Source organism: Colwellia sp. SU-HH00943 (assembly GCF_057546125.1).
Genome location: NZ_BAAJLW010000003.1, coordinates 232,782 through 247,867 on the forward strand (window position 1 = coordinate 232,782; position 15,086 = coordinate 247,867).

13 protein-coding genes are annotated in these 15,086 nt (G+C 36.5%); 8 read left to right on the plus strand and 5 right to left on the minus strand.

Annotated elements, in window-relative coordinates:
* Positions 1-12 precede the first annotated feature (12 nt).
* The 3 genes from AC27GZ_RS09545 to sodB form a co-directional block, all read right to left on the minus strand.
* The gene (locus AC27GZ_RS09545) at positions 13-1,290 is read right to left on the minus strand and encodes a YeaH/YhbH family protein (protein ID WP_487094732.1); all 1,278 of its coding nucleotides are present in this window, start codon (positions 1,288-1,290) and stop codon (positions 13-15) included.
* Between the two features lie 66 nt (positions 1,291-1,356).
* Positions 1,357-3,291, minus strand: a complete 1,935-nt coding sequence (locus AC27GZ_RS09550; RefSeq protein ID WP_487094733.1) for a PrkA family serine protein kinase — start codon at positions 3,289-3,291, stop codon at positions 1,357-1,359.
* 414 nt (positions 3,292-3,705) lie between these two features.
* Positions 3,706-4,287 (minus strand): superoxide dismutase [Fe], encoded by a 582-nt coding sequence (gene sodB, locus AC27GZ_RS09555; RefSeq protein WP_487094734.1) that lies wholly within the window; start codon positions 4,285-4,287, stop codon positions 3,706-3,708.
* A 299-nt stretch (positions 4,288-4,586) separates the two neighbouring features.
* Between sodB and AC27GZ_RS09560 the strand changes: the two genes are divergently transcribed.
* Positions 4,587-4,931, plus strand: coding sequence for a Grx4 family monothiol glutaredoxin (locus AC27GZ_RS09560; protein ID WP_487094735.1), 345 nt, complete (start codon positions 4,587-4,589; stop codon positions 4,929-4,931).
* 110 nt (positions 4,932-5,041) lie between these two features.
* Positions 5,042-5,647, plus strand: coding sequence for a peroxiredoxin (locus AC27GZ_RS09565; RefSeq protein ID WP_487094736.1), 606 nt, complete (start codon positions 5,042-5,044; stop codon positions 5,645-5,647).
* 80 nt (positions 5,648-5,727) lie between these two features.
* Here the strand turns inward: AC27GZ_RS09565 and rnt are convergent, their stop codons facing one another.
* Positions 5,728-6,429: a ribonuclease T gene (rnt, locus tag AC27GZ_RS09570; RefSeq protein ID WP_487094737.1), complete on the minus strand. Its 702-nt coding sequence runs from the start codon at positions 6,427-6,429 to the stop codon at positions 5,728-5,730.
* Positions 6,430-6,602: 173 nt separating this feature from the next.
* Between rnt and AC27GZ_RS09575 the strand changes: the two genes are divergently transcribed.
* The 5 genes from AC27GZ_RS09575 to AC27GZ_RS09595 all read left to right on the plus strand — a co-directional run bounded on the left by AC27GZ_RS09575 (position 6,603) and on the right by AC27GZ_RS09595 (position 13,928).
* A complete protein-coding gene (locus AC27GZ_RS09575) occupies positions 6,603-7,520 on the plus strand; it encodes a flagellar protein MotY (protein ID WP_487094738.1) in 918 nt (305 codons plus the stop codon).
* 254 nt (positions 7,521-7,774) lie between these two features.
* Positions 7,775-9,634: a M1 family metallopeptidase gene (locus tag AC27GZ_RS09580; protein ID WP_487094739.1), complete on the plus strand. Its 1,860-nt coding sequence runs from the start codon at positions 7,775-7,777 to the stop codon at positions 9,632-9,634.
* Positions 9,635-9,741: 107 nt separating this feature from the next.
* A complete protein-coding gene (gene glnS, locus AC27GZ_RS09585) occupies positions 9,742-11,409 on the plus strand; it encodes a glutamine--tRNA ligase (RefSeq protein WP_487094740.1) in 1,668 nt (555 codons plus the stop codon).
* Between the two features lie 170 nt (positions 11,410-11,579).
* On the plus strand, positions 11,580-13,079 hold the full coding sequence (locus AC27GZ_RS09590) for a mechanosensitive ion channel family protein (protein WP_487094741.1): 1,500 nt from the start codon (positions 11,580-11,582) through the stop codon (positions 13,077-13,079).
* 3 nt (positions 13,080-13,082) lie between these two features.
* A complete protein-coding gene (locus tag AC27GZ_RS09595; RefSeq protein ID WP_487094742.1) occupies positions 13,083-13,928 on the plus strand; it encodes a hypothetical protein in 846 nt (281 codons plus the stop codon).
* 55 nt (positions 13,929-13,983) lie between these two features.
* Here AC27GZ_RS09595 and yhbY read toward each other — a convergent pair whose 3' ends face one another.
* On the minus strand, positions 13,984-14,280 hold the full coding sequence (gene yhbY / locus AC27GZ_RS09600; RefSeq protein WP_487094743.1) for a ribosome assembly RNA-binding protein YhbY: 297 nt from the start codon (positions 14,278-14,280) through the stop codon (positions 13,984-13,986).
* 91 nt (positions 14,281-14,371) lie between these two features.
* On the opposite strand from yhbY, the gene rlmE reads away from it, so the two are divergent.
* Positions 14,372-15,001, plus strand: a complete 630-nt coding sequence (rlmE, locus tag AC27GZ_RS09605) for a 23S rRNA (uridine(2552)-2'-O)-methyltransferase RlmE (RefSeq protein ID WP_487094744.1) — start codon at positions 14,372-14,374, stop codon at positions 14,999-15,001.
* The last annotated feature ends 85 nt before the right edge of the window (positions 15,002-15,086 follow it).

Genomic DNA, 15,086 nt, shown 5'->3' on the forward strand with positions numbered 1-15,086 from the left:
GCTACTCTCCCTTTATGCCGCACTTTTGGTATTTTTTTTAAATAGTTCCCTAAATACAGGATAAATATCGTCAACAGTTTTAATATGACGAATAGCAAAGTTTGAGTGAGTTTTAGTTACTTCATGATATTGTTGCCAGAGTGTTTGGTGAGCCCGCTGGGTTATTTCTATATAGCTGAAATAACGAGCCTTAGGTAAAATGTTATTGACCAATAACGATTTACACTGAGGTGAATCATCTGCCCAGTTGTCACCGTCTGAAGCTTGTGCGCCATAAATATTCCATTGGTTATCGTTATATCGAGCGCGAATGATTTCATCCATTAACACTAATGCACTTGAAGCTATAGTGCCGCCCGTTTCTTGAGAGTAGAAGAATTCATGTTCATCAACTTCTTTAGCTTGGGTATGGTGACGGATATAAACCACATCAATGTTTTTATAGGTTCTGCTTAAAAACAAATAAAGTAAAATATAGAAACGCTTGGCCATATCTTTAGTAGCTTGGTCCATAGAGCCAGAAACATCCATTAAGCAAAACATCACTGCTTTTGAGGTGGGTACTGCCTGTTTTGCATAATTTCGAAAGCGTAAATCAAAGGTATCAATGAAAGGGACTTTGGCGATTTTTTCTTTTAATGTCTGTATTTTATTTATTAGCTCTCGCTCTTCTTTAATATGATCATGTTTATCTTGTTTTAACTGGTTAAGTTCTTCTTCATAGGCTTTTAATTGTTTTCTTTTTGATGACGTCATTGCAATGCGTCTAGCAATAGAACCTTGCAATGACTTAACTATGTCGATATTGGCGGGCACGCCTTCAGCACAAAAGCCCGAGCGAACGGTTTTATATTCTAGTAACTTATCTAACTGGTTCTTTTCTAAGTTCGGTAATTCGAGATCTTCAAATAACAGGTTCAAGTATTCGTCTTTAGAAATCGAAAAGGTAAAATCATCTTCTCCGTCACCACTATCACTTGCTTCACCTTGTCCACTGGCCTGGCCTTGTTGTTTAGGTGGCTTTTTGATGCGGTCACCTGTTGAAAATTGATCATTACCCGGGTGAATTCTGTCACGCACTCCACCTTCACCTTGATGAAATATAGGCTCAGATAAATCTTTTTTAGGAATAACAATATTTTCACCTGACTCAATGTCAGTGACACCACGTTTATTAATAGCATCAGATACTGATTTCTTAATTTGATTTTTATAGCGTCTTAAAAATCGCTGTCTATTAACTGTGCTTTTGTTTTTACTGTTTAGCCTTCTATCAATAAAGTTAGCCATTATAGACTCCTTATCTCTTTTTACGTTTTGCTACTTGGCGAAAACTACTGTGTAAAGAGATACTGCTTAAGAAGATTTTCTAACGCGTAAATACCACTCAGATAACAGTCTTACTTGTTTTTTCGTATAACCTTTACTCATCATACGTTCAACAAAGTCATCATGTTTTTGTTGATCATCTTTGGATGTTTTTGAGTTAAATGAAATAACAGGTAAAAGATCTTCTGTATTAGAAAACATTTTTTTCTCAATAACCGTGCGTAGTTTTTCATAGCTAGTCCATAAGGGGTTTTTACCGTTATTATTAGCTTTGGCTCTAAGTACAAAATTGACTATTTCATTTCGAAAATCTTTCGGGTTACTGATTCCTGCGGGTTTTTCAATTTTTTCTAATTCCTCATTCAGTGATTGCCTATCAAAAAGTTGCCCTGTTTCGTTATCTCGATATTCTTGATCTTGAATCCAGAAATCAGCATATGTGACATAACGATCAAAAATATTTTGTCCATATTCAGAGTATGACTCAAGGTACGCGGTTTGAATTTCTTTACCAATAAATTCAATATATTGCGGCGTTAGGTAGCCTTTTATAAATTCTAAATAACGTTCGGTTGTTTCTTTTGGCAATTGCTCTCGTTCAACTTGCTGCTCAAGTACATAGAATAAATGTACCGGGTTAGCGGCTACTTCTTGATGATCAAAATTAAATACTCGGGATAGAATTTTAAACGCAAAGCGTGTAGATAAACCTGACATCCCTTCATCAATGCCCGCATAATCACGATACTCTTGATAGGATTTAGCTTTAGGATCTGTATCTTTTAGTGTTTCTCCGTCATAAACGCGCATTTTGGAATAAATGCTAGAGTTCTCAGGTTCTTTCAAACGAGATAGTACAGAAAATTGAGCTAAGGTTTTTAAGGTGTCGGGTGCACATTGCGCATCTTTCAATTCGCTGTGCTCGAGCAGTTTTTTATAAATGTTGATTTCTTCAGACACACGCATGCAATAAGGCACTTTGACGATATAAACACGATCTAAAAATGCTTCATTGTTTTTGTTGTTTCTAAACGTTTGCCACTCAGATTCATTTGAATGAGCAAGTAAAATACCATTAAAGGGAAGGGCTGAAAGGCCTTCTGTAGGATTGTAATTGCCTTCTTGTGTTGCTGTTAATAATGGGTGCAATACCTTAATTGGCGCTTTAAACATTTCTACAAATTCCATTAAGCCTTGATTGGCTCGACAAAGAGCACCTGAATAGCTGTATGCGTCAGCATCATTCTGTGCAAAGTGCTCTAACTGTCTAATATCAACTTTACCGACTAAGGCAGAAATATCTTGGTTGTTGTCATCACCCGGTTCAGTTTTGGCAATGGCTATTTGATCAAGAATAGAAGGGAATATTTTCACGACTTTAAATTGCGCTATATCGCCTTTAAATTCGTGTAAACGCTTAGCAGCCCAAGGCGAGATAATACTATTTAGGTAGCGTGAAGGAATGTTGTACTCTTCTTTAAGTATTTTGCCGTCAGAATGTATATCGAATAAGCAAAATGGGTGATCATTAACAGGGCTGCGCTCGCCATTAGCACTTAATACATAAATAGGCTCTTGTTGCATAAGTGCTTTTAATTTTTCCGCTAACGATGATTTGCCGCCCCCTACAGGGCCTAATAAATAGAGTATTTGTTTTTGCTCTTCTAGGCCTTGAGAAGCATGCTTAAGGTATGACACTATTTGTTCAATAGCTTCTTCCATACCGTAAAAATCTTTAAAGGCAGGGTAACGATTAATAACTCTATTTGAAAATATTCGGCTCAGCCTAGGGTCAGTCGCTGTATCTATTTCTTCTGGTTCGCCAATAGCACTAAGTAGCCGTTCAGATGCTGAGACATAAGCAAGTTTATTGTCTTTACAAAGATTTAAAAATTCTTGCAGGCTAAACTCTTCCTGTTGTGCTTGTTCATAACGTGCTTGGTAGTGTTGAAAAATACTCATGACCGCCTCCCAAAAGTTTCCTTGATAAGCAAACAAATTATCATCTCTTACTTTTAAGATTAGTTGCTTTACGTATTATTGCTAATAAAAATTGTAAACAGCGGCGAGGTTTTATTTGTTTTTTTTATATGAAAAACAATAAATATCAAGGGATTGCTAGGGCTAGGAATATTTGCTAATTAACATTCAATGACAACTTATTGGTATGACAATATTTAGTTTACTTAACAGCAACTGAGTTTCAGGGCTTAAATGAAGTTAACATATTTTAGATAAGTAATGTTTCAACTTTTGTTTGAGATAAAAAAAACGAGCCCAAAGGCTCGTTTTTTATTTTATCGATTAACCATTTTGCTTAACTAAATCGATTAAGCACTATATTGATTAAGCGAAGCGACTTGGCATGACGGGTAATTAAGCAAAGTTTGCTTGTGCAAAATCCCAGTTAGCTAATGCCCAAAATGCTTCCATATAGTTAGGACGTACATTACGGTAATCAATGTAGTAAGCGTGTTCCCATAAGTCTACAGTTAACAATGGTGTAACACCGTCTTCAGTTAATGGTGTTGCAGCATTTGAAGTGTTAACGATAGCTAAACTACCATCAGCATTTTTTACTAACCAAGTCCAGCTTGAACCAAAGTTATTAATAGCACTGTCAGTAAATTTTGCTTTGAAGTCATCGAAAGAACCAAAGCTTGCTACAATAGCGTCTGCTAAAGCGCCTGTTGGCTCACCGCCACCATTAGGGCTTAGGCTATTCCAGTAAAAAGTATGATTCCATATTTGAGCTGCATTATTGAAAATACCAGCAGAAGAACTTTTTACAATCTCTTCTAATGATTTGTCGGCAAATTCAGTGCCTTCAATTAATCCATTCAGTTTTACAACGTAAGTGTTATGGTGCTTTCCGTAGTGAAAAGATAAAGTTTCTGCTGAAATGTGTGGCTCTAAAGCGTTTTGTTCGTAAGGTAATGCAGGTAATTCGATAGCCATTGCTCTCTCCAATTTTTCTTTCTTTAAAAAGTTACTGTGTATTAGGGAATAAACAGTATATTTTCCTTTAAAACTTGAGTAAAATACTCGGGTATTAGTTTATACTATATAGACAGCTTACTGTATAGGTTTTCTTTAGTTATTTTTCAAGGTGCTAGCTAAAATTTAATCATATTTTAAGTATTTATTATATTGTGTTGAAAACGACATTTTTGTCACCATTATTTGTTAATCTGTGGCAAACAATCAGTAAGCCAAGTTCAACTCAATATAATAAGTATTATTTATTAGAGGTTATTATGGATACTATAGAACGTATTAAAGAACAAATCAGTGAGAATTCAATTTTACTTTATATGAAAGGCTCACCAAAATTACCAAGCTGTGGTTTTTCTTCTCAAGCATCACAAGCATTAATTTCTTGTGGTGAGCAGTTTGCTTATGTTGATATTTTACAAAATCCAGATATTCGTGCTGAGTTACCTAAGTATGCTGATTGGCCTACTTTCCCGCAATTATGGGTTGAAGGTGAATTAGTTGGTGGCTGTGACATTATTATTGAAATGTTTCAACAAGGTGAATTACAAACCTTAATTAAAGAAGCTGCCGCTAAAAACGCATCAGAAGAAGCAAGTGCAGAATAAATTTATTTAAAACTTCAATACCCATTGAAATTTTTTAATTAGATACAATAATAAATTGTGATTTCTCAATTTATTTATATAAATTTTTATAACAAAAAACGGAGCACAAAATGAGTGTATTAGTTGGTCGTCCAGCACCGGACTTCACTGCAGCAGCAGTATTAGGCAGTGGTGAAATTGTAGATAGCTTTACTTTAAGCGAAGCTATTAAAGGCAAAAAAGCAGTAGTATTTTTCTACCCGTTAGATTTTACTTTTGTTTGTCCTTCTGAGCTTTTAGCTTTTGATCACCGTATGGAAGAATTTAAAAGCCGCGGCGTTGAAGTAATTGGTGTTTCTATTGATTCACAGTTTTCTCATAATGCATGGCGTAACACTCCAGTAAACGATGGTGGTATTGGTCCAGTTCAATACACTTTAGTTGCTGATACTAAGCACGAGATCTGTCAAGCATACGATGTTGAGCATCCAGAAGCTGGTGTTGCTTTCCGTGGTTCTTTCTTAATTGATGAAGAAGGTAACGTACGTCATCAAGTAGTTAACGATTTACCATTAGGTCGTGACGTTGATGAAATGCTTCGTATGGTTGATGCACTTCAATTCCACCAAGAGCACGGCGAAGTATGTCCAGCTGGCTGGAACAAAGGTGATAAAGGTATGACTGCTTCTCCAGAAGGTGTAGCTGCTTACCTAACTGATAATGCTGAGCAATTATAAGCTTAATGCATTAATTGATGATTTAAAAAAACCGCGTTAGCGGTTTTTTTATGCCTATTTTTTAGTAAATGGATGAAAGTCTAGCTACTCGTTTCTTCAGTTTGTGTAGCAGGTACTGGTAACGGCCATCCGCCTAATGCTTGCCATTTATTGACGATATAGCAAAATAATTCAGCTGTTTTTTCAGTGTCGTATAGCGCTGTATGAGCTTCGCTGTTATTAAAATCAATCTTAGCTGCTTCGCACGCTTTTGCTAATACTGTTTGCCCTAAAGCTAAACCAGATAAAGTTGTAGTGTCAAAACTAACAAAGGCGTGAAACGGACTGCGTTTGATTTTACAGCGAGTGGTTGCAGCATTTAAAAAGCCCAAATCAAAAGCGGCATTATGAGCAACAATAATGGCTCGTTGGCAACCAGCCAATTTCATTTTTTTTCTTACTAATTTGAATATTGTTTTTAACGCAACTTCTTCATCTACAGCACCTCGAAGAGGGTGTGTTGGGTCTATACCTGTAAACTCTAATGCTTTGGGCTCTAAGTTAGCTCCTTCAAACGGGTTAACATTAAATTGTATTGTTTCATCAATTGACAGCTGACCTGAATTTTCATCAAGCGTCAACACTGAAGCTGCAATTTCAAGTAACGCATCTGTTTGGGCATTAAAGCCTGCTGTTTCAACATCAATGACAACAGGAAAGTATCCACGAAATCGTTGCGCCAATAATGGCTTGTCTATTACTTGTTCTACTTCTTCGTCTTTTGTTTTTGCAGTATCTGACATATTATTCTTTTGGTTAGCTGGCAAGTGTTAGGATGAGTAGGGTTGTGGTGATTATCTCAGAAAACTATCCTAAACACGATAGTGTGCTTATGCAAAATAGCCAATAAAATGTTAAAGTTATTTTAATTTCAGACGATATAAATAATGTCGCCAATTAATTATGTTGCAATATCATGAAAATAAACGCTTCAAGCACATATAAATGTTTCTTCACATCGTCACTTTTTGTCACTGTGTTTTTTGTACTATTCTTTATTTTTACTGCTTCACAAGCACAGGCAGGTATTCGCCAATATAGCGCTACTTTAGGAAATTCTCAGTGGCAACTAGCAGATAATTCACGCTTACAGTGCACATTAGCTCATCAAATCCCTAATTACGGGCAAGCACGATTTTCAGCAAAAGCGAGCCGTCAGTTAAACATGGAATTTGAATTAGATATGATGCTCTTGCCTGATAACTATTCTCTTGCCCAGGTTCGTAGTGAATCACCTAAGTGGAAACCTGGCAATGGTGGTCGCGTTTTAGCTGACATGAAACTTTATAAGCAATTTAACCCAAGCTTACCTAAGAAAGTTGCTTGGACTATGTTAAGCGAGCTTGAGCAAGGAATGAACCCAACCTTTTATTATAATGATTGGTATAGCGAGCAAGACGAAGTGTCTGTGGGATTATCAAATGTGCGCTTTAAAACCGCTTATAGAAATTTTGTTTCATGTGTAGGTAATTTACTTAACTATAGCTTTGATGATATTGCTTACACGGTTTTAAACTATCAATCTAACAGTGACCAGTTTACTAAAGCCTCGCAAAGACGTATTAATATGATACGTGAATATTTGAGCTTAGATCCTGAACTTGAGTTAGTACTTGTGGATGCTCATTCTGATAGTTATGGTGGCCGTTGGTCGAACTTAAAGTTATCAGAAAAACGTGCTAATAAAATTCGTGAATATTTTGTAGCCAATGGCATTGATGCAAGCAGAATTGAAGCGAAAGGTTATGGTGAAAAACGCCATATTGCATCAAATGGTACCATTTTAGGCCGTGATAAGAACCGCAGAGTTGTGATTCAAATGCAAAAAATGTAGTAAAATGCCAGTAGCTGTATAACTTGTTTTTTTGAAGTCGATGATAGTGATTGTTGAAAAACGTTATACAGCGTTACGTTTAAACGCTTTTACTTTTAATCTCTATTTTCACACTCAATAGTGTAAACCATTCTTGCAAATTCGTTAGTTTTTCTAAATACCTTTATTATCGTAATTAGTTGAATAAGCCTGTCGATTCGCTGTAATCTACAGGCTATTTTTTAAGCCTTGTAAATTATATTGGGATTTATTTAATGAAAATTTTTTTACGACTCATCTTGCTTGCTATGCTGTCTGTTTCACAGCTAGTTTCAGCTTCAAAGGGTAGTGTTTTAAATGATGTTTATACTTATTCAAACTATGATCAAGTCATCACAACGCACCTTTATTTAGATCTCAATGTTGATTTTAACCAAAAGTCATTATCAGGTTTTGCAGAGTTATCTTTAAAGTGGTTATCTGCTCAAGCAAACACGGTTGTATTAGATACACGTGATCTTGTTGTTCACAAGGTCATGGCAAAAAATACACAAGGTGTGTGGCAATCAGTAAATTTCACTCTTGCTGAGCGTGATGATGTTTTGGGCGCTAAACTGACAATAAACACTCAAGGACAATCGAAAAAGCTACGTATTTACTATCATTCAACTGAAAAAGCTTCAGGCCTGCAATGGTTATCAGCTGCGCAAACAGCAGGTAAGAGTCAACCGTTTCTTTTTAGTCAAAACCAAGCCATTCACGCTCGCTCTTGGATACCTATCCAAGATACACCAAGTGTGCGTGTAACTTATACTGCTCGTATAACCACTGATAAAGAGTTACTTGCAGTGATGAGTGCAAATAACGATCCTGATACTGCACGTGACGGCGATTACTTCTTCTCGATGCCACAAGCTGTTCCTGCCTACTTAATTGCAATTGCTGTGGGTGATTTACAATTTAAAGCCATGAGTCATCAAACAGGAATTTACGCTGAAGAGTATATTCTTGATAGGGCTGTTGCCGAGTTTAACGATACGCAAGCGATGATCGATATTGCTGAGAAACTCTACGGTAAGTATCGTTGGGGCCGTTATGACTTATTAATTTTACCGCCAAGCTTTCCTTTTGGTGGCATGGAAAATCCGCGCTTATCTTTTATCACTCCAACCGTTGTAGCGGGAGACAAGAGTTTGGTTAACTTGATTGCTCACGAGTTAGCACATTCTTGGTCGGGCAATTTAGTAACAAATGAAAGCTGGCGAGATCTTTGGTTAAACGAAGGCTTTACCAGTTATGTTGAAAACCGCATTATGGAAGAAGTTTTTGGTACACAACGTGCCAACATGGAACAAGCTCTTGATGCTCAAAGTCTTAATTATAATATCGCAGAGTTGCAACCGGGCGATACACAACTTTATATTGATCTGAAAGGGCGAGACCCTGATGATGCATTCTCGAGTGTACCCTATACGAAAGGGCAGCTATTTTTAATTTACTTAGAAAAGAAATTTGGCCGTGAACGTTTTGATGCTTTTGTTGTTGAGTATTTTAATAGCCATGCTTTTAAGAGTTTAGGCACCGCAGAGTTTGTTAAATACTTGAAAGCCAACCTTACCGATAAATACCCTAATATTGTTAGTGATGAAGAAATTCAAGAATGGATTTATGAGCAAGGCTTGCCAAGCTATGTACCTAAGCCTACTTCGTCAGCTTTTACCACAATAGACTCGAAAGTAACTGCATGGTTAAGCGACGAAGCTAGCCTTAATCAATTGCCAACTGATACTTGGACTGTGCATGAGTGGTTATACTTTATTAATAACCTACCTTTAGATATTAGCGCTGAACGTATGGTTGAGTTAGATAAAGCGTTTAATTTAACACACAGTACCAACGCTGAAATTGCTCATGCATGGTATTTGCTTTCAATACGAGTGGGTTATGAGGTTGTGTATGCGCCAATGTCTGATTACTTAATATCCATTGGTCGTCGCAAGTTAATCGTACCTTTGTATAAAGAATTAGCGAAAACAGAAGCGGGTAAAGCTTGGGCAATAAAAGTATATGAACAAGCTCGTCCTGGTTATCACGGTCTTGCTCAAGGCACAGTTGATGCTATTTTGATAAAATAGTGCAAACTTATGATTAATTTTACTAAAAAGGCTCGTTAGAGCCTTTTTTATTGATATAATGTCGAACATTCTATTTTTTAATTTTACTTCTTTTAGAGGCTCTGTAGATGTCGGAAGCTGAAAACAAACCAACTAATTTTATTCGTCAAATTATTGATGCTGATCTGGCTAGTGGTAAGCATACCAATGTGCAAACACGCTTCCCACCTGAGCCGAATGGCTTTTTGCATATTGGTCATGCAAAAGCTATTTGTCTAAATTTTGGTATCGCGCAAGATTATAATGGTTTATGTAATTTACGTTTTGATGATACAAACCCTGAAAAGGAAGATATCGACTACGTAAGAGCTATTGAAAAAGATGTTAGTTGGTTAGGCTTCGAATGGGCTGGAGATGTACATTATTCTTCGGATTACTTTGACCAATTACATGGTTACGCTGTTGAGCTTATTGAAAAAGGCTTAGCTTTCGTTTGTTTTTTAACGGGCGACGAAATGCGTGAATATCGTGGCACGCTGAATAAACCTGGGAAAAATAGCCCATACCGTGATACTTCGGTTGAAGAAAACTTAGCATTATTTGAAAAAATGCGTTTAGGTGAGTTCAAAGAAGGTGAGTGTTCTTTACGCGCTAAAATAGACATGAGCTCTAGTTTTATGTGTATGCGTGATCCTATTATTTATCGTGTTCGTTTTGCACATCATCATCAAACAGGGGATAAGTGGTGCATTTACCCAATGTATGACTTTACACATTGTTTATCTGATGCCATCGAAGGTATTACACATTCTATTTGTACGCTTGAATTTCAAGATAATCGTCGTTTATACGATTGGGTAATTGAAAATGTTTCTGTACCGGCTACGCCACATCAATACGAATTTTCTCGCTTAAACCTTGAATATACATTAATGAGTAAGCGTAAGCTTAATACCTTAGTTGAAGAAAATTTAGTAGATGGTTGGGACGATCCTCGTATGCCAACTATTGCGGCATTCAGGCGTCGAGGCTACACACCTGCGTCAATGCGTGAGTTTGCGAAGCGTATTGGTGTGACTAAAATGGATAACACGGTTGAAATGAGTGTGCTTGAAGCCTGTATCCGTGAAGACTTAAATGACAATGCACCGCGCGCAATGGCAGTACTTGAGCCAATCAAGCTAATCATAGAAAACTACCCTGAAGATAAAACTGAAGATTTAGTTGTGAAAAATCACCCTAGTGATGAAAGCCAAGGTACACGAATTGTTCCATTTAGTCGTGAGCTTTATATAGAAGCAGAAGATTTTAGAGAAGAAGCAAATAAAAAATATAAGCGCTTAGTCTTAGATAAAGCGGTACGTTTACGTGGCGCTTATGTTGTCACTGCAACACGTTGTGATAAAGATGAACAAGGTAATGTCACTACGGTTTATTGTAATTATCTTGAAGATACTTTAGGTAAAAACCCAAGTGATGGCACTAAACCTAAAGGAGTCATTCACTGGGTTGATGCTAATCGCTCAATTGATGCTACTGTACGTTTATACGACAGGTTATTTACTGTTGCTAATCCTGCTGCTGAAGATAACTTTTATAGTGTGATGAATCCTGAATCATTAATTACTATTGAAAAAGCAAAATTAGAGCCTTCATTGGCCGAGGCTAAAGCAGAGTTAGCGTTCCAGTTTGAACGTCAAGGCTATTTTTGTTTAGACAACCATGATCACGGTGGCGAGCTGGTGTTTAATAGAACGGTTGGTTTACGAGATACTTGGGCTAAAATATCTCAATAGTGATTTTAGCTATTAAAAATAAAGCCGCGAATTTTTAAAATTTCGCGGCTTTATTATTTATATTAACTAAATCTAACTGAACTTAATTGACTGCAGAAGAGTACTAGCGTAACAAATCGTTTTTATTATATTATTTACAGATAATATCGCTTCGAAAAAAGGGAATTGACATGTTTATTAATCGTTTAATGCTTGTTGTTTTGAGCTTATTTAGCTTTAGTGTAGTTGCTTATGAAAGTACATCGTATCAAGCAGTTACTGCAAAAAATATCAATGTAGATATTAATGAGCTTGAATTTGCTTTAACGCCTTTAGTTAAAGATGAAGTAGAGGTTGAGCTACAGGCATGGTTGCAAGTGTTAAAAGCCAAAGCAACCATAGTTAGTGAAGCAGAAATATTGGTAAGTCAAAAACAAAAAAACATTGAAACTGTTGAAGAAATTGCCAATGTGAGTGAAAGTAGTGCGGAATTATTAAAAACGAATGACCAAAATGAAGCTAGCAAAGAAAAGCTGACGCAAGAGTTATCTGAGCTTAAAGAGCTTAGTCATGAGCTAGATAATGAAAAAGCAGAAAAAACGGTAAACCAGTTAAGTAACTCAGCTGAAAACCTGACTAAATTATCTGAAAAAGCAGATGATTATAATGAAAAACTTAAAAGACGAAGAGAGTCTTTAATCACCAACCTCTCAACACTTAAAGAAGAAAAAACTGCCATATTAGAGCGCTTTAAAGTGGTATTAACAAACTGGGAAGCGAAAGGTGGCGACGGCACAGATTTACGTTTATATGCGACTGCCATAGATGGTAGCTCAGTTGACTTGTCAGACACAAGCACAGCTTGGTTAACTATTAAGGCGTGGTTTGGCTCTAAAGAAGGCGGCTTACTTTGGCTTGCTAACCTCATAAAGTTTTCACTATCTTTATTTGTGGTTTATCTTTTGTCTTTACTGGCGGGTAAAATCACAGATGCATTGCTATCGCGTAATAAAACAGCATCGCAATTACTGAAAAAATTTATTCAAACTTCAATTCGACGGATTATTTTAGGCATAGGTTTTTTAGTCTCGTTAAGTATTCTAGAGATTAATGTTGGCCCAGTACTTGCGCTTATTGGTGCTGCAGGTTTAGTGATAGGTTTAGCGCTTCAAAGTACTTTAAGTAACTTTGCCAGTGGTATGCTAATTTTGATTTATCGTCCATTTGATATTGATGATGTTATTGAAATTGATGGTGTTACCGGTTTTGTTCACTCTATGACGCTATTGTCGACAGCAATTAAAACTTACGATAATCAGCACTTAATCGTGCCTAATAATAATGTTTGGGGTAACACTATTATCAATATTACCGGCAGTAAAACTAGACGTGTTGATTTAGTATTTGGTATTGGTTATGGCGATGATATGGGGAAAGCCCAAACCATTATGGAACAAGTTCTAAGCGATCACGAGCAAGTACTTGATTCGCCTAAACCTATTGTGCGAGTGCATGAATTAGGTGATTCATCGGTTAATTTTGTTTGTAGGCCTTGGGTGAAAACTGAGCATTATTGGAACGTGTATTGGGATATAACACGACAAGTTAAAGAGCAGTTTGACTTACAAGGCGTTAGTATTCCATTTCCTCAACGCGATGTTCATATTCATCAATTACCAAAAGCAGACTAAAATATGTTCGCGGGTATACAATTTATCGCGTTAGCGATATTAGTGATGTCATTAGTGGCTTTTACCAGTAAAGCTAATGACATTGAGCCTGTTCATTATGCCTATGCAAATTATTTGGGTAGTGGTATTTATCGAACTACAGGGCAAGATGCTACTTTAATAAACTTACCTTTTTCTTTTGAGTTAATGACGGATGAAAACACAACTTATACCTTACGAACCCCCGTCTCATTTGGTTTTTTTGATTTTGATTTAAAAGATATTCCTGAGTTAGAATTCCCTGACGGTGTTGGAACTATGACCTTCACACCTGGTGTACAATTTGATTATCAATATAGCGAGCAACTTGTTTTACAAAGTTATGTTGATTTAGGGTACGCAAGAAACTTCACAACTAATAGAAATGTATTTGTTCATTCTATGGGTATATCAAGTTTATATTCTTTTGATATGGGCAATTATGATGCTATTTGGGCTTCACGTATTTATTATGCAGCATACAATGGGCTAAATTATGATGCAGATGATGCATACGCAGCTCTTCAAATTGGTTTAGATACTGGGTTACCTTATAAGTTTGAAGTACTAGGGTATGAATTTCAGCCAAGAGTATTTGCAGGGGCTTTTTGGTATTTTAGCGAAGTGAATTTTGACTTTCCTATAACAAAAGAATTTGCTAACGCTGAAGAAAGGAAAGTATCCCTTTCTAACAGTTTTGAATTAGGACTTACCTTAAAGTTTGATGAAACAATTGGTTATTCGTGGGCAGGTATTGAAACACTAGGGATAAGTTACCGATTTAGTGAAAATATTAATGCGGTACGTTTTTTATTTAGCTTTCCTATTTAATAAGTGTAGGCCAAGGTTATTGCAGATAGTAAACCAACCTTGACCTTTATTTCGACTAAAGCTTAGGAATGCTAATTTTCTTTTCTTCGCTTTGGCGATAAATAATTAACGTTTTTCCGATTACTTGCACTTTTATGGCATTTGTTTCACGACAAATAGCATCAACAATCAAGGCTTTAGTTTCCCTGTCATCCGTAGGAATTTTTACTTTGATTAATTCATGATGATTTAGGGCGTTATCAATCTCTGCAACAACGGCTTCTGTTAAACCATTGCTGCCTAATAAAACGACAGGTTTTAACGAGTGAGCAACACCTTTTAAGTGTTGAATTTGCTTTTTATTTAAGTTCATTTAAATTTTCGATAGTGGTTAACTTGAATTAAAGCTATTTTACCCTTATCTAACTGTTAATATCTATAAATAGTCGAAAAAACTACCAAACATGGCAAAGAAAAAGCATACCGTCAGCTCTCAGCGCTGGTTAGATGAACATTTTGAAGATGAATACGTAAAAAAAGCGAAAAAGCTAGGTTTACGTTCTCGTGCTGTTTTTAAAATAGAAGAGATAAACAATAAAGATAAATTAATTAAACCAGGTATGAAAGTTGTAGACTTAGGCGCTGCGCCAGGTGGTTGGTCTGAATACGCAGTAAAAGCGGTTGGTGAAACTGGGCAAGTTGTTGCATGTGATATATTGCCGATGGATGCTATTGCTGGTGTAGATTTTTTAGAAGGTGACTTTCGAGAAGAAGCGGTACTTGAAGCACTATTAACACGTATTAATGGCAAGAATATTGATGTTGTTATGTCTGACATGGCGGCGAATATGACAGGCAATGAAAGTGCTGATTCTGCTAGAAGCATGTACTTAGTTGAGTTAGCATTAGATATGTGTCATCAAGTATTAAAATCTAATGGTGCATTTGTTGTGAAAGTATTCCAAGGTGCTGGTTTTGAAGAATTTATGAAGGCAGTACGTGAAGTTTTTAAAACCGTTAAAACACGTAAGCCGGAGTCTTCACGAGCACGCTCTCGCGAAGTATATCTTGTTGCTACGGGCTTTAAAGGCTAACCTTTCTTCAAATATTGTAGCTGTATATTGTTACCAGTTGTAAACACCGACTAAAGTTAATTAGCAGCAAGCCTTGAATTGTAGT